Source organism: Novosphingobium sp. ERN07 (assembly GCF_012641335.1).
GTDB lineage: Bacteria > Pseudomonadota > Alphaproteobacteria > Sphingomonadales > Sphingomonadaceae > Novosphingobium.
The window spans coordinates 137,469-161,147 of record NZ_JABAID010000006.1; the positions used below are offsets into that span (position 1 = coordinate 137,469).

Sequence of the window (23,679 nt, forward strand, 5' to 3'; positions counted from 1 at the left end):
GCCTTTTCTTTTGGCGTCATGCCGTCAGCGGAACGGTGGTTCGTTAAACGCGCGCAGCTTGCGGCTGTGGAGGCGTGGGCCTTCCTTGCGGAGCAGATCACAGGTGGTGGTGCCGATGGCGAGATGGGCGGCGATGGCTTCTTCGTAAAAGCGGTTGGCCTGTCCCGGTAGCTTGATTTCGCCGTGTAGCGGCTTGTCCGATACGCAAAGCAGGGTGCCGTAGGGCACACGGAAGCGATAGCCCTGTGCGGCGATGGTGGCGCTTTCCATATCGATGCCAACCGCGCGGCTGAGCGACAGGCGGCGGGCCGAGTGGGAATAGCGCAGTTCCCAGTTCCGATCATCGGTGGTGACGATGGTGCCCGTGCGCATCCGCTTTTTCAGGTCTGTGCCACCTTCGCCCGATACGAGTTCCGCTGCTTTTTGCAGGGCTACCTGTACTTCGGCAATGGCGGGAATGGGGATTTCCGGCGGCAGAACCGGATCAAGCACGTGATCATCGCGCAGATATGCGTGAGCCAGAACATAGTCCCCGATCTTCTGCGTGGGGCGCAGGCCGCCACAGTGGCCGATCATCAACCATGCTTCCGGGCGCAGCACGGCGAGGTGGTCGCAGATCGTCTTCGCATTCGATGGACCCACGCCGATGTTGACCAGCGTTATGCCCGACCGATCCGGTGCGACGAGATGGTAGGCCGGCATCTGATGACGCCGCCATGCGGTGTCCGACAGGCGCGCACGTGCGTTCTCGGTGCGAGCATCGAGCGATAGGCCGCCGGCGCCGGTCAGTGCGATATAGTCCTCACCATCGATACGTTGGCCTGCCCAGTCGACGAATTCGTCGACGTAGCGATGGTAGTTGGTGAACAGGATATAGCGCTGAAAATCCTCGATCCGCGTGCCGGTGTAATGGGCGAGGCGAGCGAGGCTGAAATCGGTGCGCAAACCGTCAAACAGCGACAGCGGCATTGGTCCATCACCGACGTTGTATTCGGCATCTGCAATCTCGTCACCGATATGGGCAAGGTCAGTCGTTGGAAAGTGCTTGGCCAGTTCCTGCGGGCTGACGCGGCCGATCTGCGCGCCGTAGGCACCATCGAGCACATAGGGGAAGGGCATCTCCTGCCGTGACCGCGCAACTTCGATCTCCACCGGGTAGGATGACCGGATGAGTTCAATCTGTTCGGCAAGGTAATCGGCAAAGAGTGCAGGCCGTGTGACGGTGCAGGCATAGTCGCCACGCTGCGTGAGGCGCCCAAAAGCGCGGCCTAGCGATTCATTTTCAGGATCGGTATCCAACCTGACGCGCAGTTCGGGATAGCAGTAGCTTCCGTCATGCCGCTTGTTTGGCGCGGGTATAACCCCGGTGTTGGCATAGTGCGCGATATCATCGCGAAGCTGGGAAACGGCGCTGTCGTAAAGACGGTTGAGTTCGGCAAGGATCGCTTCGGTTGTTTTCATCTGTAATCATGTAGCGCGCCCAGGTTGCGCTGCAAAGACGGGTGGTGGACTTTCACGTTATCCGCATCGCGGAAAAATAATGGCGAGGATTGCATCGGAACGCAAACCATCTGATAACGCTGTCAAACATTACAAATGGAGACATGAGGATGCGCGTTACACTTACTTTGCTTGCCGGAATGGCTCTCGCAGGAAGCGGAAGTGCTTCTGCGCAGAATACGTCTTCTGAAGTTGCTCCGATCATCGATGTCCACATGCACGCAATGGACGATGCCCCGTGGGCCACGCCTGTTTGCCCCAATCAGGCACGGTTTGAGGCTTCTGATCCGAAGAACGGGCCGGAAGCGTCGTTCGGCTGGTCGAAAGAGGAATGCTCGCCCAAGCTCTATCCAGCGCCCAAGGGCGAATACATGAAGATGGTGCTGGCCGAGATGGAGCGCCTGAATGTGCGCGGCGTGGTTTTTGGCGAACCGGATCAGGTGAAGAAATGGCAGGCGGCATCGCCCGCGCGGGTAATTCCCGGCACGTCATTCGGACGCGTGGCCGGTAGTGATTCTGCAAAGCAGCTCAAGATGCTGGAAGTCGCCTTCGGGAAAGACGGCTTCAAGGTGATGGGCGAAATCGGCCTTCAGTATGAAGGCATCTCGCCATCGGACATGCGGGCGGACCAATACTTCGCCTTGGCCGAAAAGCTGGATATCCCGGTAGCAATCCACATGGGCACCGGCGGATCGGGACGCGCCAATGTGGCAATGCCGACATTCCGTGGATCGATGGGCGATCCGTTGCTTCTGGAAGATCTGCTGGCGCGTCACCCCAAGCTGCGGGTGCAGGTGATGCACGCTGGCTATCCGATGATCGACAACATGCTGACGCTGTTGCAGGCCAACAGCCACGTCTATGTCGATATCGCCGGACTGATCTGGAGCTATCCGCGCAAGGAAGTGAACCGTTATATCGAGCGGATGGTCGATGCGGGGTTTGGAGACCGCGTGATGTACGGCACGGACCAACTCGCCTGGCCGGGGCTGATGGCCTATTCGATCGGCCTGATCCAGAATGCTGACTATCTCAGCCAAGAACAGAAGCGCGATATTCTTTACAACAATGCTTCCCGGTTCCTGCGATTGGAGCAGCCGAAGTAGGCATAACGAAAAAGGGGCGTCCGGCAGGACGCCCCTTGATCTTTTGCCGAAGCGTGAAGGAAAGCCTCAGGCTTCCGCTTCTGATTCTTCGCCACCGTCCAGCAGATCGGTCGGGATTTCGCCCGGTTCTGCGTTTGGATCGTAGGCTTCGGTGAAGCCGCCGACTTCGGTGTCGAACATTGCGTCGATGACGTTGACGCCCTGCGACTGCAGTTCGGCTTCGTCAGGCGAACGGGCAACGTTGACCTTCACGGCAACCGAAACTTCAGGGTGCAGCGAAACCTTGACGGTATAGACACCAAGCGTCTTGATCGGGCGTTCAAGCACGACCATCGACTTGGTAACCTTGGCGCCCTGTTCGGCCAGTGCGTCCGAGATGTCGCGAACCGAAACCGAGCCATAAAGCTGGCCGGAGTTGGAGGAAGCGCGGATGAGCACCACTTCCTTGCCTTCGACGTTGCTGGACTCAGCCTTTGCGTCTTCGCGACGAGCAGCGTTTTCAGCTTCGATGCGGGCGCGGTTGGCTTCGAAGACCTTGCGGTTGGCTTCGTTGGCGCGCAGCGCCTTCTTGTTGGGCAGCAGGAAGTTGCGGGCGTAGCCGTCCTTGACGGTCACTTCGTCGCCAATGGCGCCCAGCTTCTCGATGCGCTCGAGCAGGATGATCTGCATGGGTAGCGCTCCTTACTTCACGATGTAGGGCAGGAGGCCGATGTGCCGGGCGCGCTTGATCGCCTGGCTCAGCTCACGCTGCTTCTTGGCCGAGACGGCCGTGATGCGGCTGGGAACGATCTTGCCACGTTCGGACATGAAGCCCTGCAGCAGGCGCACGTCCTTGTAGTCGATCTTCGGAGCGTTCTTGCCCGAGAAGGGGCAGCTCTTGCGGCGGCGGAAAAACGGACGAGCCATCTCTTATTCCCCTTCGCGTTCGCGGCGGCGGCTGCGCTCGCGGTCATTTTTGCGCATCATCACCGAAGGGCCAGCTTCATGTTCGTCAACGCGGACAGTCATGTAGCGGATCACATCTTCGTTGATCTGCGTCTGACGCTCAAGTTCAGCGATCACGTCGCCACCGGCTTCGATGTTCAGCAGCACGAAGTGCGCCTTGCGGTTCTTCTGGATCTTGTATGCCAGCGAGCGAAGGCCCCACGTCTCGGTCTTGGTGACCTTGCCGTTGTTGCTTTCGACGATTTCGGTGGCGGTAGCGGCAAGCGCATCAACCTGAGCCTGGCTCAGATCCTGGCGCGCCAGAAACACATGCTCGTACATCGGCATGGCTCGCGTCCTTCATCAATCTAACCGATCGCTGGCTTGTCCGCGGGATTGCGGGGCCCCTCCGGCTTTCTTCCTTCCATCAGCGTGTTGCCGATGAAGGGGCGGCGCATAGCGATTCTGGTGCGGAAAGCAAGGCCGAACTGCGCGTCAGTGCGCGTTTGCCGATGGATGCGTCGATACGGTCGGGCTTGGCGTGGGTGTTGTGCCGCAGAACAGCACCGATGTAATGCTATTGGAGCGCACGATAAGGTAGCTGGCAACGGCGAGTAGCATCACAGCGCCCGATGCTATCAGCCACTGCGCTTCGGCTGGAACGGGCAAGGCGCGCACTTGTGGCAATACAAGCATCGCCCAAAGCAGGTGGAACAGATATATCGCGAGGGCGCCATCAACAAAGAACGTGATCGTGCGGCTTGGCCCCTTTACAGCCCAAGCGAGAAGGCGGAACAGCGCCAGCGATATCAGCAGGGCAAGCGGCAGTTCTATGGCACGTAGGGTCAGCGTTCCAGCCAGATCAGGATAGATTTCCTTGCCCAGCGCGGGCCGCAACAGCGGGTCAAGCGCAAGGTAAGGGATCAGAAGCAAGACAATCCCCGGTATGATCCACCGGCTGCGCAGCGCAAAGAACTGGGGGCCGATGCGCGCGTGCCATGCTATCACGCCAAGTGCGAAGCCGGCGGCGTGAAACAGAAACTGCTGCCACAACAGCGATTCGATTGGCGCATCGGGGATGGGCGGAACCTGTTCTGCGGCGTAGCGGATCAGCCCCCAAAGGGCGAGCAGTGCCAGCAGCACAAGGCTTTCCGACCCCGCCAGCAGCATTGCGCGCCGAGTCTTTTCCCCCGGAGCCATGCTGGCAAAGGGAATGGCGGCGTAAGTGGCACAAAAGCCAAGCAACACCACAAGAAACCACAAGTGGTCGAGCGCCAGCGGCAGGCCGAGAAATCGCGGCGATGGCTGGTGCAACACCATGTCCTGCAACTGGAACTGGACCGCGCCCAGCGTCAGGAGACTGGCGAGAAACGGCAGGCCTAGACGGCGAACCCGTTCGTCAAGCCACGCCCGTGTGCCTTTGCGTTCGCGGATCATGCCCGCGAAATAGCCTGCGAGCAGGAAGAACGCGAACATGCGGAAGGCATGGGTGACCGATGCCCAACCACCAATCAGCAGTGATTGCTGGAAATCGACAGCCGCCGGATCGCTTTCGAAAATGGCCTTCGTCGCCACATGGAACGGCAGGCCAAGCAGCAGTAGCAACGCGCGCGCGGCGTCAAGGTGGTGCAGGCGGGGTGCTGGCGTGGCCATGCGCAGCCCCTATAGCAATTTTGCAGAGGTTTGAAGCGGAACGAAGTTGTGTGCAAAGCGCTGCGTACTTGCGCTTGGCCCCGGCTTACCGCAAATCGGCTGCCTGAACGCGAACCCATTCAAGGATTTTCCCACCCCATGCCTACCGGTCTTGTCGCCCTGCTTGACGACGTGTCCGTCATTGCCCGCGCGGCAGCCGCATCGCTTGACGATGTGAGCGCCGCTGCCGCCAAGGCCGGGTCGAAAGCGGCGGGTGTGGTAATCGATGATGCGGCGGTAACGCCGTCCTACGTCACAGATTTTACGCCCGACCGCGAACTGCCGGTTATCGCGCGGATCGCCAAGGGCAGCTTGTTCAACAAGCTGGTCATCCTCTTGCCCGCCGCCTTGCTGCTCAGCGCATTCCTGCCCGGTGCGATCACGCCCATCTTGATGGCGGGCGGTCTTTTCCTGTGCTTTGAAGGCGCTGAGAAGATCATGGAGAAGCTGGGCGCGGAAAAGCATGGGCAGACGTTGGAGGATCACCCCACAGATGTTGCCGCGTTCGAGGAACAGCGCGTTTCGGGTGCGGTGCGCACCGATCTGATCCTGTCGGCTGAAATCATGGCTATCGCCTTGGCCGAGGTTGCAGACGAAAGCATCGTGCAGCAGGGGATCATCCTTGCCGTGGTGGGCATCGCGATCACGATCGCGGTCTACGGCGCGGTTGGCCTGATCGTGAAGATGGATGATATCGGCCTGCATCTGGTCAAGAAGTCCTCCGCCGCGGCGCGTGGTGTCGGCGCCTTGCTGCTTAAAGCCATGCCGGTTCTGCTGACGCTGCTTGCCACCGTGGGCACCTTGGCGATGCTTTGGGTTGGTGGCGGGATCATCCTGCACGGCAGCGAGGAACTGGGCCTGCATGGTCCTGCGGAACTGGCCCATGCAGCGCAGCACGCAGTGGAACACGCCACCGGTCCGCTGGGTGGCGTTCTTGGCTGGCTGACCTATGCGGTGATTTCGGCAATCGTCGGGCTGGTGTTGGGCGCAATCGTTGCGTGGATCGTGCACCTCATTGGCAAAGCGCGCGGGAAGCACTGATTGTCAACGCGCTTTGCCGCGCGGTCAGGCCGCGTGGCGAACGGGGTGCGGCTTTGGTGCTGCGGCTTCGCGGTAGTGCTTGATCGCAAATTCGCTGACGAGGCTTTCGAACACTTCGTCGTGCAAAGCACGTTCGAACTCCAGACCGCTCACCCGCTCGCGGCTCCAGACCACAAAAGCCAGCTTTGGCTGGAGGCCGGGGAGCATGAGGTGGATCGGCTCATCGATCCGCAGCTTTTCAAGGCCTTCTATCCGTGCGCCATATTGGTTGAGATCCTTAAGGATCACCGTTGACCGTTCGGTGCCGTGCTTGCAGCGCACCGGCAATTCGATTCCAACGCGCGCCGCGCGGCGCTTGGCGTCGAATTCCCCGTTTTCGGTATCAAGCCACATGGCAAATCCTCCACTTGCGTTAACCACAAGCCTTAGGACGGTTTACCGCGCAAAAGTTTCAGGGGGCCTAACGTTATTTTGCTCCCACGTGCGCTTTGTGCAATCGCTGCCGCCGACTTTGCATTCTGTTCACCGTGCCCAACTTGCGCTGGATCAACGCCGCAGGTGCTAAGGCCTTTAGAACGCCGCTTCAGGAAGACCCAGCAACCTGAGGAGACGTTGAAATGACTGCCGCAACTCTTGCCGAACTGGCAGCCGTGCGACAATTCACTACCCGCGATGGCCTGCTGCTGGACGTGCGCCCAGCCTTTGCCGAGGATGAGGCGCTGCTGGAAGACTTCTTTGAAAAGGTCAGCGAAGAAGACCGCCGCTTTCGTTTTCTCGCTGCCAGCAAGCACGTGGGGCATGATCAGCTTGTCCCACTGACCCATGTCGACCACTGGCGAACCGAAAGCTTTCTGGCATTCGAACGGCAAAGCGGTGCGCTGGTGGCTTCGGCCATGCTGGCTGGCGATGCGGCGATGGACACAGGCGAAATCGCCGTTTCAATCCGCAACGACTTTCGTGGCCGGGGCGTGGGTTGGACGATGCTTGATCTGATCGCGGAAGAAGCGCGCAAGCGCGGCCTCAAGCGCGTGATCTCGATCGAGGACCGTGACAATCACGCTGCAATCGAACTGGAGCGCGAAAAAGGCTTCGTCGCCCACGGGATCGATGGGGATCCGCATCTCGTGATGCTTGAAAAGAGCTTCTGAAAGCCCTCGGGTCGCAACCTTCGGAGGAAGGGCCGGGGTGAAAGGCTGGGTCGCGCGGAGGCGCGATCCGGCCTTTCGTTTCAGACGCGGTGCAGAATGTCGCGGGCGAAAAGCGATAGGGTATCGTCACGCGCGCCCATCACGACGACACGATCACCCTCTTGGGCCAGGGCCACGATGCGATCTGCGCAGTCTGCCCGCGCGGCGATGTGTTCAGCCTTCCCGCCATGCTCGCGGATCATTCCGACGATGCGCTCCGAACCGACCGAACGATCCACCGTGCCGCCGAAATAGACCGGATCGCACAGGATTGTCATGTCATCCGGGCCAAGCCGTGTTGCAAGAACTTCGGCCAGTTCATGCCCCATCTGCCGCAGCGGTCCAAACCCGTGCGGTTGGAAGAACGCGATGACGCGGCCGGGATGGGCTTTCAGCGTGGCAAGGGTCGCGGCGACTTTCTCAGGATTATGCCCGAAATCGTCGATCACCGTCACGCCTGAGGCCGACGTTCCCACGATGTCGAACCGGCGGGCCAGTCCGGCAAAAGTCCCAAGGTGTCGCACCGCATCTTCCAGTGCCAAGCCGGCAGCATCCGCCGCTGCCAGTGCCGCCAGCGCGTTGGTGAGGTTGTGGCGTCCCGGCACTTGCAGCGTCAGCGGATGAACATCCCCGCTGCGGCGATCCGCGATGCGCGCGGAAATCGAGGTCGGACCTTCACTTATCGAGCCAAGTTCAACCGAAATTTGCGCATCGGCACCGAAGCCGAAAGTGATTGCAGCCTTTGCCCGTCCGATCAGCGCCATGCTTTCTGCATCGTCGGCATTGACCACTGCCGTTCCTGATCGTGCAAGGAAATCGCCAAACAGTTCGCGCAGTTCCTCAAGGCTCTTGTGATCGAGGCTAACATTGTTGAGCACGGCGACAGCCGGGTTGTAGAGTGCGATAGAGCCATCGCTCTCGTCCACTTCGGAAACGAAAATACCGCCCCCGCCGACCCGGGCCGAAGCAAAGGGCGCATCGTCGGCCACGAAGTTCTTCATCACCGCGCCGTTCATAATTGTGGGATCGCGGCCTGCCTCGGTCAGGATCCAGCCGATCATGCCGGTGACGGTCGATTTGCCGCTCGTTCCGCCAACGGCAATGCCTTGGGGTGCGGCGTTGAACAGAGCCGATAGCAATTGCGCCCGGCTCATCCGCGCGCAGCCCAACGCTTTTGCCCGCACCATTTCCGGCACGGTTTCTTCTACCGCAGCGGATGCGATCAGCACCTGATCTGCTGAGGAAATCCCTGAGCCATCCTGCGCAAAAAGCTGAAATCCGAGGCTTTCCAGCCATGCAAACTTTTCTGGCGTGCGGCCCTGATCACGGCTCCGGTCCGATCCAGCAACCGTCGCACCAATGCCGCGCAGAATGAGTGCCAAAGGCAGCATTCCTGAACCGCCGATTCCGCAGAAGAACCACTCGCGGGTTGCAAGTTCAGTCGGGGTAAAAGGTTGTGCGTCGGTCATGGCAGTGCGGTATGCGCACGCGCCGCCGGTGACAACCTCCCGATTGCGGCTTTCACCCGATGCGTGAAACGGGCTAGGGTCGGGCAATGATCAGCCGGATCGCCATTTGCGCCCCGTCGACGCCCTTTTTGCGTGAGGACGCGGCACGTCTTGATGCGCTGGCAAAGGCTGAGTTTCCGCAACTCGAACTGGCCTTTCACGAACAGTGCTTCGCCAGCGAAGGGCACTTTGCCGGGCCTGATGCACAGCGCCTTGCCGCATTTGTGGAATGCGCGAACGATCCCCGGTTCGATGCAGTGTGGTTTGCACGGGGCGGATATGGTGCGAACCGTATTGCGATGGACGCCCTTCCGTTGCTGGGGCCTGAAGCTTACGACAAGCAGTATCTCGGCTATTCGGATGGCGGCACGCTGCTGGGCGCGCTCTATCGCGCAGGGATCGGGCGTCCGGTCCACGCCCCGATGGCCAACGATATTCGGCGCTCAGGCGGCGAAGCGGCGGTGCGCCGGACGCTGGGTTGGCTTGCTGGTACCCGAGAGGGGCTTGAGCCTTCTTTGGGCGATGGCCGCCCCGCCGTGGCGTTCAACCTGATGACGCTGGCGATGTTGTGCGGCACGCCCCTGATGCCCGATCTTTCCGGCCATGTTGTGATGATCGAGGAAGTGGCGGAATATCAATATGCGGTGGACCGCCTGCTGTTCCACCTGACCAGCAATCTGGCGTCGGCAGATATCGCCGGGCTGCGGCTGGGCAGGATAAGCGATGTGCCGGAAAATGATCGCCCGTTCGGTTGTGAGATAGAAGACATGGTGCGTCACTGGTGCGGCCGCACCGGCATTGCATGGCGGGGCAGGGCGGATATCGGCCACGATGTTGACAACAGGATCGTGCCGTTCGGTATTGCCTGATCGGCAGCGTCGGAATAGGGCGCGCCACCGTTTGCGCCGTCCTATCGCAGGGTCGCACAGCAGGAGAGTGAGATGCGAGCGTTCGTTTTTCCGGGGCAGGGCAGCCAGAAGGTTGGCATGGGTCTCGAACTTGCCGAGGCCAGTGCTGCCGCGCGCGAAGTGTTCGAGGAAGTTGACGATGCGCTGGGGCAAAAGCTCTTCCAGATCATGAAGGAAGGCCCGGAAGACGTTCTGACGCTTACTGAAAACGCCCAGCCCGCAATCATGGCCAACGCCATCGCCGTGCTGCGCGTGCTTGAGCGGGAAGGCGGCATCACACTGGCTGAAAAGGCAGATTTCGTCGCAGGGCATAGCCTTGGCGAATATACCGCGCTTTGTGCTGCTGGCGCTTTCAGTCTTGCCGATACGGCGCGCCTGCTCAAACTGCGCGGCCAGTCGATGCAGGCTGCCGTTCCGGTGGGTGTTGGTGCGATGTGCGCTCTTTTGGGGGCCGATATCGAAAAGGCCAGCGCGCTGGCTAAAGCGGCTGCGGAAGGCGAAGTATGCACCGTCGCCAACGACAACGATCCCACGCAAGTCGTGCTGTCCGGCCACAAGGCTGCGATCGAGCGGGCGGTGGCGATGGTCAAGGATCATGGCATCAAGCGCGGCGTGCTTCTGCCCGTATCGGCACCGTTCCACTGTCCGCTGATGCAACCCGCTGCCGACGCAATGGCCGAGGCGTTCGAAAAGACCCCACCCGCCGCCTTACGCGTGGCGCTTTTCGCCAATGTCACCGCATCGGTGGTCACCGATCCGGCGGAGGTAAAGCGCCTGCTGGTCGAGCAGGTCACCGGCCGTGTCCGTTGGCGTGAAAGCGTCATCGCGATGCAGGCGGCAGGCGTAGAGCAGTTCGTCGAACTCGGCGGCAAAGTCCTGAGTCCGATGATCAACCGCTCGGTCGCTGATGTCTCTGTCACCAGCGTTGTCGGCATGGCCGACATCGAAGCCTTGCTGAAGGAGCTTTGAGCTTATGGAAAACCGCCTTTTCGATCTTACCGGCATGACCGCCCTCGTCACCGGCGCGGCTGGTGGCATCGGTTCGTCCATTTGCCATGCGCTGGCGAAACAGGGCGCCCGCATTGCGCTTTCGGGCACGAATCCGGCCAAGCTGCGCGCTTTCCGTGAGGAACTGAACGACACGTATGGTCACGATCATGTCGAGATTACCTGCGATCTTTCGAACACCGAACAGGTCGAACATCTCGTGCCCGCCGCGATGGATACGCTGGGCAAGCTCGACATTTTGGTGAACAACGCCGGGATCACGCGCGATAATCTGGCGATGCGGATGAAGGATGATGAGTGGGACGCGGTCATCCGCGTGAACCTCGAAGCCGCATTCCGGCTGATGCGTGCTGCCACCAAGCCAATGATGAAGGCACGCTTTGGTCGTATCGTTTCAGTCACCAGCGTTGTTGGCGCAACCGGCAATCCGGGCCAGGTGAACTATGCTGCGGCAAAGGCGGGCCTTGTCGGCATGTCGAAATCGTTGGGGCAGGAACTTGCCAGCCGTGGCGTGACCGTGAACTGCGTGGCCCCCGGCTTCATCCGCACCGCGATGACCGACATTCTGCCCGATGGCCAGAAGGACGCGCTTAACGCGCGCATTCCGATGGGCCGCATGGGCGAAGGTTCGGATATTGGAGCTGCCGTCGCCTATCTCGCGTCGAAGGAAGCCGGATACGTCACTGGGCAGACGCTGCACGTCAACGGCGGCATGGCGATGTTGTCTTGAGCCACATGGAGGCGATTTCAGGGTCTTTTATCCCCAACTTAGGCCCAATGGGCGGGAGTGGCGCTTGCCGAGTCCCGCCTCTGCGTTAAGACAGGTAGTCCGAACCAAACGCCGGGGGGCGTGATTCCCCGGTTCAGTCATATCTGCGGGGCAGGGCGGATGCCCGCTTCCCTGGGGGATCGAGACGAGAATGAAGGCGACGATCGAACGCGCGACTCTCCTGCGCTGCCTGTCCCACGTCCAGTCGGTGGTTGAACGCCGCAACACGATTCCGATCCTGTCGAACGTGCTGATCGAGGCTTCGCCTGACAGCACCGTGCGCCTGATGGCAACTGACCTTGATCTACAGATCGTGGAAACGATGGCGGCTGTATCGGTCGAAGGGCCGGGCGCCATTACCGTTTCAGCGCACCTGCTGTTCGACATCGCGCGCAAGTTGCAGGATGGCTCCCAGGTCAGTCTTGAAACGTCTGACAACCGCATGATCGTCAAGGCGGGGCGCAGCCGCTTCCAGTTGCCCACGCTCCCGCGTGACGATTTCCCGGTGATTGTTGAAGGCGATCTGCCTACCAGTTTCGAAGTGCCCGCACGCACTCTGGCCGAACTGATTGATCGCACCCGTTTTGCGATCTCCACGGAAGAGACGCGGTATTACCTCAATGGCATTTTCCTGCACGTTTCGGACGAAGCACAGCCTGTGTTGAAGGCTGCGGCCACCGATGGCCACCGTCTTGCCCGGTTCACCATCGCGCGTCCCGATGGGGCTGAGGGTATGCCCGACGTGATCGTTCCCCGCAAATGCGTGGGCGAACTGCGCAAACTGCTGGAAGAAGTGCTCGATTCCGCTGTTCTCATTGATCTTTCTGCCAGCAAGGTTCGCTTCACGCTGGGTGGTGAAAACGGTGTGGTCCTCACCAGCAAGCTGATCGACGGAACTTTTCCTGATTACAGCCGCGTGATCCCCACCGGGAACGACAAGCTTCTCAAGCTCGATCCACGCTCGTTCTTCGAAGGCGTGGATCGCGTGGCCACGATCGCTACTGAAAAGACCCGTGCGGTGAAGATGGCGCTCGAAAATGATCGCGTGACGCTTTCGGTCACCAGCCCGGACAACGGCACTGCTGCCGAAGAACTGCCCGCAGATTACAGCTCTGCCGGATTTGAGATCGGCTTTAACGCCAATTATCTCAAGGATATCCTGAGCCAGATCGATGGTGATACAGTGGAACTGCATCTTGCCGATGCCGGCGCTCCCACGCTGATTCGCAAGGACGACAAGAGCGCTGCGCTCTATGTTCTGATGCCAATGCGGGTCTGACGAAATGTGCCGGAACAGGCGGTTTTTTTTACCGCCGGTCCGGCATTGGTTAACAATCATTTGCGGTTTGTCTGAGTAGGCCCACTCTGGACCAAATTACCTGATTTGAACGGCGTTAAGCGTAACCCGGTTCCCGACAGGAGTACCGAGGATGGACACCGTTTACGACTTGCAGGCCGTTGCCAAGAAGCTGGCATTCTACAACATCGGGAGCGATGATCTAGCGCGCTTCCCGTTGATCGCTTCGGCTCTGCGGACGCACGCGCCGCCTGCGCTCGACAAGCTGTACGATCAGATCGCGGCCACGCCCGAAACGGCAAAGTTCTTTGGTTCGCGACAGATGATGAATCATGCCCGCGACAAGCAGATCGAGCATTGGGCCGGCATGTTCAGTGGTAGCGTTGATCGTGCCTATTTTGATAGCGCTGAACGGATCGGCAACGTTCACGCTCGTATCGGGCTGGAGCCAGCTTGGTACATTGGTGCTTACGCATCGGTGCTTGAAAATGTCCTAAACAAGATGTTTGCTGGGGTCGGCGCGATCTTCCGCCGTCGTAAAATTGCCCGTTCCGCCGGCTCGATGATCAAGATGGCGCTGCTCGATATGGAAGTGGCGCTTTCGACCTACTTCAAGGCAGAAGAAGCGGCCCGAATTGCCGTGATCGACGAAGTTAGTGCCGCGCTTCGCAAGATGGCTGACGGTGATTTCGCTACGCGCGCTCCTGACCTGCCCGCTGCCTTCGCGGAATTGCAGAAGCATCTCGATGACATGCGGCTGCAGGTTTCCGGTGCGCTTAGCCACGTCTCTGAAACCTCAAGCTCTGTTGATGTGGGGGCCAAACAGATTCGGCAGGCATCGGACGACCTTGCGCGGCGCACCGAACAGCAAGCAGCCAGCCTTGAAGAAGCTTCAGCGGCGATGACCACGTTGGCCTCAAACGTCAGAACGGCTGCAGATGATGCCGTCCACATGCACGATTCGGTTCAGCAGGCGCACGGCGAAGCCATGAAGGGCGGGGAGGTCGTGGGCGAAGCGGTCTCTGCAATGAACGACATTCACCACTCTGCGCAGGAAATCGGCAAGATCATCTCGGTCATTGATGGTATCGCGTTTCAGACCAACCTGCTGGCACTTAATGCAGGCGTAGAGGCGGCGCGCGCGGGTGATGCCGGGCGCGGCTTTGCTGTTGTCGCCACGGAAGTGCGCGCCCTTGCCCAGCGCACTGCCGATGCAGCGCGCGATATCAAGACGCTGATCGTAGACAGTTCGGTTCAAGTCGAACGCGGCGTCAATTTGGTTGGCCAGACGGGCGAGACGTTTTCAGTGATCGTGGAGCAGGTCGGCCATGTCGCCCAGCTTGCCAGCAGCATTGCGCAGATGGCACACGAACAAGCCACCAGCATCGGTCAGGTGCGCGAAACGGTCCGCGATATGGACACGATGACGCAGCAGAACGCCGCGATGGTCGAAGAAGCGACGGCTGCGGCGCGCAGCCTTGCGACCGAGGCAGATCGCCTTTCGACCCTCGTGGCCCGATTCCGCCTTGGGCGGGACGGACTGGAACAGCGCAGTCATTACCGGAATGCGGCCTGAATGCAGGCTTGCGGTCCTGTCACGGTGCCAGTCGCTCTCTCAACCGGCGCGCCGTGACAGGACTACCAATCCCTTATTCTGCGGCCTCCAAGAGGTCGGCACGCTGCGGACCGCGGATGAGGTTGCCCGGCGTCGCCCCGGTCCATTCGCCGTTGCGGAACGTCACCTTTCCGCCCTTGATGGTGCAGTCATACCCTTCGGCTTTCTGAAGCAAGCGTTTGCCCCCCGCCGGCAGATCGAATGCCAGCCAGGGCTTGAGCAGCCGGACATTTTCGAAATCTATCACGTTGATATCGGCCATGTAGCCCGGCGCGATCACGCCGCGATCATCAAGACCATAGAGCCTCGCCGTATCGTGGCATTGGCGCTTCACAGCGTGTTCAAGGCTGATCCTGCCCCCTCGCGCACGATCACGCACCCAGTGTTGCAGCATGAACGTGGGGCTGGCGGCATCGCAAATCGTCCCGCAATGCGCGCCGCCGTCTGATAGCGAGTTCACCGTATCGTCAGAGGCTTGCAAGGCTTCAAGGAAATCGAGATTGCCGTCGGCGTAGTTGAGGATCGGCAGGTAGATGAAGCCCGTCCCGTCATTTTCCATCAACTTGTCATAGGCATAGGCATCAGGTGCCATGCCAGCGACCTTGGCCCGCGCCAGCACGCTGGCGTCTTCCTGTGGCTCGTAGTCGAATCCTTCATCCATGATGAACTGGTTGTGCCAGCCTTCAGCGATCATCATGAACAGGCCGATTATGTCGCTTTCGGGATAGGCGTTGGCTTCGGCCAGAACCTTGGCGCGGAAAGCCGGATCTTTGAGATGGGCCAGTTGCTCGTCCCACGGCAGGTCTGCGATCGCAACATAGCTGGGGCGGAAGCGGAAGGGGTGGATGGTGCCCTGCCACGCCATGATCACGCCATTGCCGCGCAGGGCGATCTGGGCGACGATGTTCGCGCCTTGAGCATTCTGGCGGCGCATCTCTTCGATCTGCTCGCTCAGCGGCATTTCCTTGGCGATGGATTGCAGGGCGGCATAGGTTACCGGCAGGCCGGTTTCGCGGCTGAGCGCGCCCATCCAGCCGAATTCGTCCCATTCGCGCTTCATGTCAGAAGCCATTTCAAACACGCCATAGCCGACACGGCCCATCGCGCGGCCGATTTCGATCAGCTCTTCTGCGGTGGCCGTCGTCCCCGGCACCACTTCGCCATCGACCGATTTGTGGATCACCGTGCGGCTGGTGGAAAAGCCCAGCGCACCGGCGCGCACGCCTTCTTCCACGATATCGGCCATCTGGCGGATGTCATCGGCGGTGGGAATGGCGCCGGGCTTTTCGCGTTCGCCCAGCACATAGGCTCGCACCGCGCCGTGCGGAACGTGCGTGCCGATGTCCACTGCGCGCGGCATCTGTTCCAGCGCGTCAAGATACTCGGGGAACGTCTCCCAGTTCCACTTCATGCCCTCGGCCAGCGCGGTGCCGGGAATGTCTTCCACACCTTCCATCAGGCCGATCAGCCAATCGTGCCGATCAGGCGCGGCAGGGGCAAAGCCTACGCCGCAGTTGCCCATGATCACCGTGGTCACGCCATGCCACGAAGAGGGTGCCATTTCGGCATCCCACGTGGCCTGCCCATCGTAGTGGGTGTGAACATCGACCCAGCCGGGCGCAACGATCCGGCCCGTAGCATCGATTTCTTCGGCAGCATCGCCGCGCACCGTGCCAATAGCGGCGATCAGCCCGTCCTTTACCGCAATATCGCCGGCAAAGCGTGGAGCGCCGGTTCCGTCGACGATCGTTCCGTTCCTGATGATAAGGTCATAGGCAGACATGGACAGCTCCTTCTCCCCGCGCAGGCCGACTCGCAGCGGCAGCCTTCCGCGTTAACCGTTCGATTAGGTCAGAGCGCGGCTATGCGGTCAATCGCAGTTCATTGACCGATTGCTCGGATCATGTCGCCTACGTCCACGAACTTTTCCCGTGGAGCGCCATCACGCGCGCGTGCTTGTTCTGCCTCTTCGATGCGCTTCCAGTCACGGAAGGTCACGATATCGAGCTTGCGCTCCGCCGCCAGCGCATCGAAGCCGGGGCGGCCTGATTTTCGACCAGCCTGCGGCATGTCCTGTGCGATCAATTCGATCACGCCAAAACCATCGGGCCGGTTGGTGCCGATCGTGCCCGATGGCCCACGCCGCGCCCATCCTACGCAATAGAGGCCCGGCAGGATGCGTCCCTGATCGTTGGCGAAACGACCTGCGCGTTCATCAAACGGCACGCCTGCAATCGGTGACGTCTGATATCCGATGCACGAGACCACAAGGTCTGCTGGGATTTCGTAAAACTCGCCCGTGCCTACGGCCCGACCCGCCTCAATCCGGGTCCGCTCCACCGAAATCGCCTGTACTTTGCCTTCTCCAATCAGGCCGCGCGGAGCAGCGAAGAAATCGAACTCCACTTCAAGCGGAAGATCGGCCCGATGGCTTTCCGGGATCGCCGCGAAAGACCGCAAGTGGGTTACCGACTTGCGGATGCCGGGTTCCAGCATGGCATCGTCATCCAGATCGGGTAGGTCTTGCGGATCGACTCTTGGTGCGGCGCGGGAAAGATGGCCCAGTTCACCCAGTTCCTTGGGCGTCATCATGATCTGGTGCGGGCCGCGCCGCCCAAGGATCACGATGCGCTGGATAGTCGATCCCATCAGCGTATCGAGCGCATGGCCCACGATATCGCTGCCTGCGAACTCATCACGCGTCTTGGCCAGAATGCGCGTCACGTCGAGCGCGACATTGCCCATGCCGATAACCACGGCGGTCTTGCCCGAAAGGTCTGGTTCGAGGGCTGCGAATTCAGGATGGCCATTGTACCAGCCGACAAAGCCCGCACTGCCGAAGACATTGCCCAGATGATCACCCGGCAGATCGATGGGCCGATCCCGCGGCGCACCTGTGGCAAGGACAACTGCGTCGTAAAGCCCCTGCAATTTGGCCACCGACACGTCCTGACCGACCTTGATATTGCCGACAAACCGCACATTGTTGGAAAGCGCGGTCTGTTCATATCGGCGCGTTACGCCCTTGATCGACTGGTGATCGGGCGCGACGCCGAACCGGATCAGACCATAAGGCACTGGCAGCATATCGAATATATCGATGCTTACATCGTCGCCCCACTGCTTCTGCGCTGCTTCTGCCGTGTAATATCCGGCCGGACCCGAACCGACGATCGCGATATGCCGCATGGCCTCTCCTCAGCCGTTTGACTCCGCTCCTGCCATCGGCGCGCTCTGAGTCCTGTCCAGCGATGCTAACGCCGGATCGGCAAAAAGAAAGCGGTCTAAGCTGCGTCCAGAAAGCTGCGCAGGCTGGCAACGAACCGGTCCCGTTGTGACAGCATGAACAGATGGCCGCCGCCGCTGAACATCTCGATCCGGCTGTGCGGAATGGCGTTGTGCAGCAGGTGCGCGTTTGCCGGTGGGACCAACTGGTCTTCTTCATCGGCCATGACCAGCACCGGCATTCGCAGCAATGGCAGGAACGGCAAGCTGCTCCATGTCGCGAAGGCGGCAAGCTGGTAGGAGAATCCGAGCGGCGAAGGGGCCTTGGCTGCGTTAAGCGAAACGCGCCCACTGCCACCGCCGTTGTAGATCGAGGCAAGATTGCGCTTCAGCGTGCGTTCGACGGTATATTCCAGCGGGTCTGTCAAGTGGGCGAGCATCGCGGGATTGCCCGGCACCATCGTTGCCCCGGCAGCCGTGGCCGCAAGGATTAGGTTGCCGGTACGCGCCCGGTGCTGAAACGCGAACTGCTGTGCCAGCGCACCGCCCCAACTGATACCCAGAATGTCAACCTCGGCCAGATCGAGCCGGTCGAGCAGCGCTGCCGTCGTCAGCGCCATATTGGAAATGGTGTAAGGAAGAACCGGATCGGGCGAACTGCCGATCCCCGGCATGTCGAAGCAGACGACCTCACGTTCGGGCAGCGCCCGTGCCAGCGGTGCTAGCAACTCAAGATTCATGCCGATCCCGTTAAGCATCAGCAGTGGCCGGTGTTCCGTCTTGCCCACATGCCAGCGAGCAAGATGGAGCCTGCGCCCGCCCACGCCAATCAGGGATTTTTCCGCCGTATCTGCCATAATTACCCCACGCTCCGGTGGCGTGCCTAGCACCTTCGCATTCGCAGCAAAAGCGTTTGGATTGCCGTCGCTTTAACGCTTTCGAAATTGGAGATGAGGCAAGTGCGAAGCATGTCTGCAGATGCCTCCGTCGAAGCAACCGGGCCGACCGGTCAAACGCGCGATTTTGCGCGTACCCGACGCCGTGAGAAAATTGCGCCCGCCAGCCCGCGCGAAGCTGGTGCCAGCTTCTTGTTCGGCAGCGATCCCGGCAACCGGCTTGTCGCATCGGAATGGCCTCGTCTGGCAATGCCGATTGTGCTGTTGCCGATGGGTATTGCGGCTTTCAACCTGACTGTTCCAGGGCTGCTCGCCAGCTTGCTCGTGGCGATTGCGGCGCTTGTAACCTGGCTGTCGCACATCGTGGTTCGGCTTGAAAACGAACGCAATTTTGCAACCGGCCAGCGGATGGCGCTGGTCGGAGCCGTCGTTGCTCTGCCGATGTTTCTGTTTGGTTCGGCAATGGGCCTTTGGGGCGCATCGGGCGAGATCGACTGGTTCTATTGCCTCGTTGCTGTGGCCACGCTTTCGCTGCTGGCAACGGTTGCCCAGTCGGGGCGGTTGGTGGGTGTGTTGGCAGCCCAGGTCGCCGTCTGGTCGGGCATTACTTGCGTCGCATCGACCATTGCGGGATATTTTTCGCTGATCGTGGGCGTCGGCATCGCGGTTGTTGCCTATATGCGCCAGCGCAAGATCGACCTTGTTCTGCGCGAAAAGGCGGAGAACGACGCGCGCGTCCAGACCCGTGCGCAAGAAATTCTCGCAGATTATGAAGAGACGGGGCAGGGCTGGTTCTGGGAAACAGACCGCCGTGGCCACCTGACCTACCTGTCCGCGCCTGTTGCCGAAATTCTTGGGCGCAAAGTGCATGACCTGATCGGTCGCCCGTTCGCGGAATTGTTCAATCTTGCCGAACAATCGGGCGAGGGGGAGCGCACATTGGCGTTTCACCTTTCTGCACGATCCAGTTTTAGCGAACTGGCGGTGCGCGCAGCCGTGCGCGATGAAGAGCGATGGTGGTCGATCACGGGCCGTCCCACATACGACACCTTCAACAATTTCACGGGTTTTCGCGGTTCCGGCACCGATCTTACGGAAAAGCGGCGCTCGCAAGAACACGCCTCGCGCCTGGCGCACTTCGATTCGCTCACCGGCCTGTCGAATCGCTTCCGCATGTCGCAGACGCTCGAAAAGATTCTGCTTACGCCGCAGGTCCAGAATCGCGCCTGTTCGGTATTCCTTCTCGATCTCGACCGGTTCAAGCAGGTCAACGATACGCTTGGCCATCCGGCGGGCGACGCGCTGCTCAAGCAGGTTGCACAGCGGCTTGAACGGGTGGTGGGCAAGATGGGCCGCGTTGGTCGCCTTGGCGGAGACGAATTCCAGGTCATCCTGCCCGGCAAGATCGAACGTGAACAGCTTGGCCACCTTGCGGGGCGGATCATCGAAAGCCTGTCGCAGCCCTATTCGATCGAAGGCAGCCGCGTGATGATTGGCGCATCCGTCGGCATCGCCATCGCGCCCGACGATGGCGTGACCAGCGAAGCGCTGATCCGAAATGCGGATCTTGCACTTTATGCTGCCAAAGATGGCGGGCGTGGTCGCCATCACTTCTACGCGCCAGATCTCCATAGCGATGCTGAAGAGCGCCGCCAGATGGAGGAAGACCTGCGCGATGCGGTCGCCAATGGCGGGCTGGAACTGTACTATCAGCCGGTCGTCCAGACCGCGACCGAGAAGATCACCGGCTTCGAAGCGCTACTGCGATGGAACCACCCTCAACAAGGGTGGATCAGCCCTTCGCGTTTCATTCCCGTGGCCGAGGATACCGGCCTTATTGCACCGATCGGCGAGTGGGCCTTGCGCACCGCTTGCCAGGATCTGGCGCGCTGGCCGGACAACGTGCGTGTCGCGGTCAATGTTTCGCCTCTGCAATTCGCCAACCCCGCGCTGCCAACCATCGTTACCAATGCCCTGGCAAACGCGCAGGTCGCAGCCGAGCGCCTTGAACTGGAAATCACTGAAAGCGTGTTCCTCAACGATGATGAGGGCACCGACCAAATGTTCAAAGCGTTGAAGGGGATCGGCGTTCGTCTCGCGCTCGATGATTTCGGTACGGGCTATTCGTCACTCGGCTATCTGCGCTCGGCACCATTCGACAAGATCAAGATCGATCAGTCCTTCGTGCGCGGCGCAACCCAGCCCGGTAGCCGCAATGGTGCCATCATCGCCTCGATCGTCAGTCTTGCCGAAGCGCTCGGCATGGAAACCACGGCAGAGGGCGTTGAAACGCTGGACGAGCTTGATCTCGTCCGCATGTTGGGCTGCAGCCACGTGCAGGGCTATATCTACGAGCGTCCGCTCAGTTCCATGAACGCTGCCGCGCGTCTTTCAACCGGGCTGATGGCCATTGCCCAAGGGCCGCGTTCGGCCCGCGCCGCGCGCCAGTCCATGCTGCGCAAGGTCGTGCTCGATCATGGCGGACATCGCTACAACGGGATGATCCGTAACATCAGCCAGACGGGCGCTCTGATCGAAGGGCTGTGGAATGTGCCATCAGGCACGATCTTCCGCGTCGTTCTGGCCGACAACCACGTCGTCACCGCCACTTGTCGCTGGTCGCATGAAGACCGGCTTGGCGTTGAGTTTTCCCTGCCGCTGCGGCTTGACGAAACCGGCCGCATCGCTGCCGTTGCCGCCCGCCCGCCAGCCAGCGTGGAGACTGAGGGAACTGCCCAGCGCAAAGTCGGCTGAGGCGCGCCAGCCTCAGCCCAGCGCTGCCTGCTTTTCTTCCGCGAGCCTATCAAGTTCGGCCCGGCTTTTCTTCTCCGCAGCCGTTTTCAACTGCCCACACGCCGCATCGATATCTCGCCCGCGCGGGGTCCGCACTGGCGCGCTGATCCCTGCGTCGAACACGATCTTGGCAAAGCTCTTGATCCGGTCCGGGCTTGAACATTCATAGGGCGCGCCGTCCCACGGATTGAACGGGATGAGGTTGACCTTGGCGGGCAGCTTGTACTGCTTGATCAGCCGTACCAGTTCGCGCGCATGATCGTCGCTGTCGTTCTTGTCCTTCAGCATCACATATTCAAACGTGATGCGCCGCGCGTTTGATGCGCCCGGATAGTCGGCACAGGCCTGCAACAGTTCCTCAATGCCGTACTTGCGGTTGATCGGCACGATCTCGTCACGCACGTCCTTGGTTACGGCGTGCAGCGAAACGGCAAGGTTCACCCCGATTTCCTCCCCGCACCGCGCCATCATCGGCACGACACCGCTGGTAGAAAGCGTGATGCGCCGCTTCGAAAGTGCCAGCCCATCGCCATCCATCACCAGCTTCAACGCATCGCGCACGTTGTCGAAGTTATAAAGCGGCTCGCCCATGCCCATCATCACGATGTTGGTCAGCAAGCGGCCATCGGGAGTGTATGCGGTGGCAGCTTCTTCATCGTCGTCGTCGAAGTCCAGCCCCGCCATCGTGCCGCCGGCTTTTGGCCACTCGCCCAGTGAATCGCGTGCCAGCATTACCTGCCCCACGATCTCGCCCGGCGTCAGGTTGCGCACGAGCCGCATCGTGCCGGTATGGCAGAAACGACAGTTCAGCGTGCAACCGACCTGGCTTGAAACGCACAGGGTTCCGCGGTCGGCGTCGGGAATGAACACCATTTCGAAGTCGTGATTGTCTGCCGTCCGCAGCAGCCATTTGCGGGTGCCATCGGTTGAAACCTGTGCCTCGACGATCTCTGGCCGTCCGATCACGAAGCGTTCGGCCAGCCACGGACGCATGGTTTTGGCGATATCGGTCATGCCCTCAAAATCGGTCACGCCGCGATGGTACAGCCAGTGATAGACCTGCTTGGCGCGCAGCTTCGCCGCTTTCGCATCCAGCCCCGCTGTTTCAAACAGTGCCGCGATCTGCTTTTTGGGCAAACCGATCAGATCGACGCGCCCATCCTCTCGCGGAGTAACCTCCCGCGGGACTGGTACGGGATCGATATGCCCGGCAATGGGCATGTTGGCGGGGAGCGACGGTTCGGGATCGATGGGAAGCTGCATCGCGCGCATATAGTGATTCGGAGACCAAGGCGCAAACCGGCTCGCGCGAACGCTTCTCAGTATAATGGGTTCCAGCCGTCCGTCGCGTTAAGCGCTCCGAATATCGCAAAATATGTGGCTGAAATACAACAGTTTCTTGTTGTGTGAGGTTCAGGAAACCGGATGCAGTTCCGCTCATTCCACCGGTCACTGTCGGGTCGCAATGACAACGAGAACCGGCAGGAAGTTTCGAATGGAGTGAAACATGAAGAAGATCTGCGCAATCCTCGCCGCCGGTACTGCCATTGCCGCCACGCCGGCCTTCGCGCAGGACGCGACGCCCGCCGAGGCGTTCAGCGGTTTCCGCGCCGAAGCTCTGGTTGGTTATGACCACCACCGCTCTGGCAGCAGCGAAGACGTCGACAATACCCGCGATCTCAAGCAGTCGATCGATGGTGTGACCTACGGCGGTGCCATCGGTTATGATATCCCGCTTGGCAGCAACCTCGTGGTCGGTGCCGAAGCTGAAATTACGGAAAGCAGCGCGGGTTGGGACAACAACAACGACCAGCCCAATGTGTTCAACCTTGGACGCGTCGATGCCGGTCGCCAGTACTATGTCGGCGGTCGCGTAGGCTATGCAATGTCGCCCAGCACGATGGTCTACGCCAAGGGCGGCTACAGCAACCAGCGTTACCTTCTGCAGGGCACCGATGGCACCACCAGCCTGCGCCAGCGGCTTGATACCGACGGCTACCGCGTGGGCGCGGGTGTTGAGCAGAAGCTCGGCGCCAACAGCTATGTGAAGGTTGAATACAACTACAACAACTACAGCAAGGGCGAGTTCGATTTCAACGGCAACACGCCGGATTCGAGCCGCTTTGACATCGACACTGACCGTCACGTCGTGATGGCTGGCGTCGGCGTCCGCTTCTAAGCCTCACGCACTGAAGCAAGGGAAGGGCGGG

At 60.6% G+C, this 23,679-nt stretch carries 21 protein-coding genes; 10 read left to right on the top strand and 11 right to left on the bottom strand.

Annotated features, from left to right (window positions below; genetic code table 11):
- Positions 1-24: 24 nt before the first annotated feature.
- Entirely contained in the window at positions 25-1,461 is a 1,437-nt protein-coding gene (locus HGI47_RS10640; RefSeq protein WP_168852746.1) for an AMP nucleosidase, read from the bottom strand.
- A 149-nt stretch (positions 1,462-1,610) separates the two neighbouring features.
- On the opposite strand from HGI47_RS10640, the gene HGI47_RS10645 reads away from it, so the two are divergent.
- On the top strand, positions 1,611-2,606 hold the full coding sequence (locus HGI47_RS10645; RefSeq protein ID WP_206066121.1) for an amidohydrolase family protein: 996 nt from the start codon (positions 1,611-1,613) through the stop codon (positions 2,604-2,606).
- Between the two features lie 66 nt (positions 2,607-2,672).
- On the opposite strand, the gene rplI is transcribed toward HGI47_RS10645, so the two are convergent.
- From rplI to HGI47_RS10665, 4 genes are all read right to left on the bottom strand, one after another.
- A complete protein-coding gene (gene rplI, locus HGI47_RS10650) occupies positions 2,673-3,275 on the bottom strand; it encodes a 50S ribosomal protein L9 (protein ID WP_168852748.1) in 603 nt (200 codons plus the stop codon).
- A gap of 12 nt (positions 3,276-3,287) precedes the next feature.
- Complete coding sequence (rpsR, locus tag HGI47_RS10655; protein WP_011445073.1) at positions 3,288-3,512, bottom strand: 30S ribosomal protein S18; 225 nt, start codon at positions 3,510-3,512, stop codon at positions 3,288-3,290.
- Positions 3,513-3,515: 3 nt separating this feature from the next.
- Positions 3,516-3,878 (bottom strand): 30S ribosomal protein S6, encoded by a 363-nt coding sequence (rpsF, locus tag HGI47_RS10660; RefSeq protein ID WP_168852749.1) that lies wholly within the window; start codon positions 3,876-3,878, stop codon positions 3,516-3,518.
- Positions 3,879-4,025: 147 nt separating this feature from the next.
- Positions 4,026-5,183, bottom strand: coding sequence for an acyltransferase family protein (locus HGI47_RS10665; protein WP_168852750.1), 1,158 nt, complete (start codon positions 5,181-5,183; stop codon positions 4,026-4,028).
- A gap of 138 nt (positions 5,184-5,321) precedes the next feature.
- Between HGI47_RS10665 and HGI47_RS10670 the strand changes: the two genes are divergently transcribed.
- Positions 5,322-6,263 carry a DUF808 domain-containing protein gene (locus HGI47_RS10670; RefSeq protein ID WP_168852751.1) on the top strand — a complete coding sequence of 314 codons (942 nt, stop codon included), beginning with the start codon at positions 5,322-5,324 and terminating at the stop codon, positions 6,261-6,263.
- 24 nt (positions 6,264-6,287) lie between these two features.
- Here HGI47_RS10670 and HGI47_RS10675 read toward each other — a convergent pair whose 3' ends face one another.
- Complete coding sequence (locus HGI47_RS10675; protein ID WP_168852752.1) at positions 6,288-6,656, bottom strand: PilZ domain-containing protein; 369 nt, start codon at positions 6,654-6,656, stop codon at positions 6,288-6,290.
- A 224-nt stretch (positions 6,657-6,880) separates the two neighbouring features.
- Between HGI47_RS10675 and HGI47_RS10680 the strand changes: the two genes are divergently transcribed.
- Complete coding sequence (locus tag HGI47_RS10680; protein WP_168852753.1) at positions 6,881-7,411, top strand: GNAT family N-acetyltransferase; 531 nt, start codon at positions 6,881-6,883, stop codon at positions 7,409-7,411.
- An 80-nt stretch (positions 7,412-7,491) separates the two neighbouring features.
- On the opposite strand, the gene HGI47_RS10685 is transcribed toward HGI47_RS10680, so the two are convergent.
- Positions 7,492-8,919, bottom strand: a complete 1,428-nt coding sequence (locus tag HGI47_RS10685) for a Mur ligase family protein (protein WP_168852754.1) — start codon at positions 8,917-8,919, stop codon at positions 7,492-7,494.
- 86 nt (positions 8,920-9,005) lie between these two features.
- Here HGI47_RS10685 and HGI47_RS10690 point away from each other — a divergent pair, with 86 nt between their 5' ends.
- From HGI47_RS10690 to HGI47_RS10710, 5 genes are all read left to right on the top strand, one after another.
- Positions 9,006-9,827, top strand: a complete 822-nt coding sequence (locus HGI47_RS10690) for an LD-carboxypeptidase (RefSeq protein WP_206066122.1) — start codon at positions 9,006-9,008, stop codon at positions 9,825-9,827.
- Positions 9,828-9,899: 72 nt separating this feature from the next.
- Positions 9,900-10,835 (top strand): ACP S-malonyltransferase, encoded by a 936-nt coding sequence (gene fabD, locus HGI47_RS10695; protein WP_168852755.1) that lies wholly within the window; start codon positions 9,900-9,902, stop codon positions 10,833-10,835.
- A 4-nt stretch (positions 10,836-10,839) separates the two neighbouring features.
- Complete coding sequence (fabG, locus tag HGI47_RS10700) at positions 10,840-11,604, top strand: 3-oxoacyl-[acyl-carrier-protein] reductase (RefSeq protein ID WP_168852756.1); 765 nt, start codon at positions 10,840-10,842, stop codon at positions 11,602-11,604.
- A 190-nt stretch (positions 11,605-11,794) separates the two neighbouring features.
- The gene (gene dnaN / locus HGI47_RS10705) at positions 11,795-12,922 is read left to right on the top strand and encodes a DNA polymerase III subunit beta (RefSeq protein ID WP_168852757.1); all 1,128 of its coding nucleotides are present in this window, start codon (positions 11,795-11,797) and stop codon (positions 12,920-12,922) included.
- Positions 12,923-13,073: 151 nt separating this feature from the next.
- The gene (locus tag HGI47_RS10710) at positions 13,074-14,516 is read left to right on the top strand and encodes a globin-coupled sensor protein (protein WP_168852758.1); all 1,443 of its coding nucleotides are present in this window, start codon (positions 13,074-13,076) and stop codon (positions 14,514-14,516) included.
- 73 nt (positions 14,517-14,589) lie between these two features.
- On the opposite strand, the gene HGI47_RS10715 is transcribed toward HGI47_RS10710, so the two are convergent.
- The 3 genes from HGI47_RS10715 to HGI47_RS10725 form a co-directional block, all read right to left on the bottom strand.
- On the bottom strand, positions 14,590-16,338 hold the full coding sequence (locus HGI47_RS10715; RefSeq protein WP_168852759.1) for an amidohydrolase family protein: 1,749 nt from the start codon (positions 16,336-16,338) through the stop codon (positions 14,590-14,592).
- 98 nt (positions 16,339-16,436) lie between these two features.
- Positions 16,437-17,744 (bottom strand): FAD-dependent oxidoreductase, encoded by a 1,308-nt coding sequence (locus HGI47_RS10720; protein WP_168852760.1) that lies wholly within the window; start codon positions 17,742-17,744, stop codon positions 16,437-16,439.
- 95 nt (positions 17,745-17,839) lie between these two features.
- Complete coding sequence (locus tag HGI47_RS10725; RefSeq protein ID WP_168852761.1) at positions 17,840-18,637, bottom strand: alpha/beta fold hydrolase; 798 nt, start codon at positions 18,635-18,637, stop codon at positions 17,840-17,842.
- A gap of 111 nt (positions 18,638-18,748) precedes the next feature.
- Here HGI47_RS10725 and HGI47_RS10730 point away from each other — a divergent pair, with 111 nt between their 5' ends.
- Positions 18,749-21,430, top strand: a complete 2,682-nt coding sequence (locus tag HGI47_RS10730; protein ID WP_168852762.1) for an EAL domain-containing protein — start codon at positions 18,749-18,751, stop codon at positions 21,428-21,430.
- 12 nt (positions 21,431-21,442) lie between these two features.
- Here HGI47_RS10730 and rlmN read toward each other — a convergent pair whose 3' ends face one another.
- Positions 21,443-22,732: a 23S rRNA (adenine(2503)-C(2))-methyltransferase RlmN gene (gene rlmN / locus HGI47_RS10735; RefSeq protein ID WP_370521687.1), complete on the bottom strand. Its 1,290-nt coding sequence runs from the start codon at positions 22,730-22,732 to the stop codon at positions 21,443-21,445.
- 244 nt (positions 22,733-22,976) lie between these two features.
- On the opposite strand from rlmN, the gene HGI47_RS10740 reads away from it, so the two are divergent.
- On the top strand, positions 22,977-23,648 hold the full coding sequence (locus tag HGI47_RS10740; protein WP_168852763.1) for an outer membrane protein: 672 nt from the start codon (positions 22,977-22,979) through the stop codon (positions 23,646-23,648).
- The last annotated feature ends 31 nt before the right edge of the window (positions 23,649-23,679 follow it).

What these genes read in the sequence shown, in the direction of transcription:
- HGI47_RS10725 (WP_168852761.1), bottom strand. Translation starts at nt 18,637, where the DNA reads ATGGCAGATACGGCGGAAAAATCCCTGATTGGCGTGGGCGGGCGCAGG.
- HGI47_RS10675 (WP_168852752.1), bottom strand. Translation starts at nt 6,656, where the DNA reads ATGTGGCTTGATACCGAAAACGGGGAATTCGACGCCAAGCGCCGCGCG.
- rpsF (WP_168852749.1), bottom strand. Translation starts at nt 3,878, where the DNA reads ATGCCGATGTACGAGCATGTGTTTCTGGCGCGCCAGGATCTGAGCCAG.
- HGI47_RS10740 (WP_168852763.1), top strand. Translation starts at nt 22,977, where the DNA reads ATGAAGAAGATCTGCGCAATCCTCGCCGCCGGTACTGCCATTGCCGCC.
- HGI47_RS10670 (WP_168852751.1), top strand. Translation starts at nt 5,322, where the DNA reads ATGCCTACCGGTCTTGTCGCCCTGCTTGACGACGTGTCCGTCATTGCC.
- HGI47_RS10710 (WP_168852758.1), top strand. Translation starts at nt 13,074, where the DNA reads ATGGACACCGTTTACGACTTGCAGGCCGTTGCCAAGAAGCTGGCATTC.
- HGI47_RS10690 (WP_206066122.1), top strand. Translation starts at nt 9,006, where the DNA reads ATGATCAGCCGGATCGCCATTTGCGCCCCGTCGACGCCCTTTTTGCGT.
- HGI47_RS10715 (WP_168852759.1), bottom strand. Translation starts at nt 16,338, where the DNA reads ATGTCTGCCTATGACCTTATCATCAGGAACGGAACGATCGTCGACGGA.
- fabD (WP_168852755.1), top strand. Translation starts at nt 9,900, where the DNA reads ATGCGAGCGTTCGTTTTTCCGGGGCAGGGCAGCCAGAAGGTTGGCATG.
- HGI47_RS10665 (WP_168852750.1), bottom strand. Translation starts at nt 5,183, where the DNA reads ATGGCCACGCCAGCACCCCGCCTGCACCACCTTGACGCCGCGCGCGCG.
- rplI (WP_168852748.1), bottom strand. Translation starts at nt 3,275, where the DNA reads ATGCAGATCATCCTGCTCGAGCGCATCGAGAAGCTGGGCGCCATTGGC.
- HGI47_RS10640 (WP_168852746.1), bottom strand. Translation starts at nt 1,461, where the DNA reads ATGAAAACAACCGAAGCGATCCTTGCCGAACTCAACCGTCTTTACGAC.
- fabG (WP_168852756.1), top strand. Translation starts at nt 10,840, where the DNA reads ATGGAAAACCGCCTTTTCGATCTTACCGGCATGACCGCCCTCGTCACC.
- HGI47_RS10720 (WP_168852760.1), bottom strand. Translation starts at nt 17,744, where the DNA reads ATGCGGCATATCGCGATCGTCGGTTCGGGTCCGGCCGGATATTACACG.
- rpsR (WP_011445073.1), bottom strand. Translation starts at nt 3,512, where the DNA reads ATGGCTCGTCCGTTTTTCCGCCGCCGCAAGAGCTGCCCCTTCTCGGGC.
- HGI47_RS10645 (WP_206066121.1), top strand. Translation starts at nt 1,611, where the DNA reads ATGCGCGTTACACTTACTTTGCTTGCCGGAATGGCTCTCGCAGGAAGC.
- rlmN (WP_370521687.1), bottom strand. Translation starts at nt 22,732, where the DNA reads ATGCAGCTTCCCATCGATCCCGAACCGTCGCTCCCCGCCAACATGCCC.
- HGI47_RS10685 (WP_168852754.1), bottom strand. Translation starts at nt 8,919, where the DNA reads ATGACCGACGCACAACCTTTTACCCCGACTGAACTTGCAACCCGCGAG.
- dnaN (WP_168852757.1), top strand. Translation starts at nt 11,795, where the DNA reads ATGAAGGCGACGATCGAACGCGCGACTCTCCTGCGCTGCCTGTCCCAC.
- HGI47_RS10730 (WP_168852762.1), top strand. Translation starts at nt 18,749, where the DNA reads ATGTCTGCAGATGCCTCCGTCGAAGCAACCGGGCCGACCGGTCAAACG.
- HGI47_RS10680 (WP_168852753.1), top strand. Translation starts at nt 6,881, where the DNA reads ATGACTGCCGCAACTCTTGCCGAACTGGCAGCCGTGCGACAATTCACT.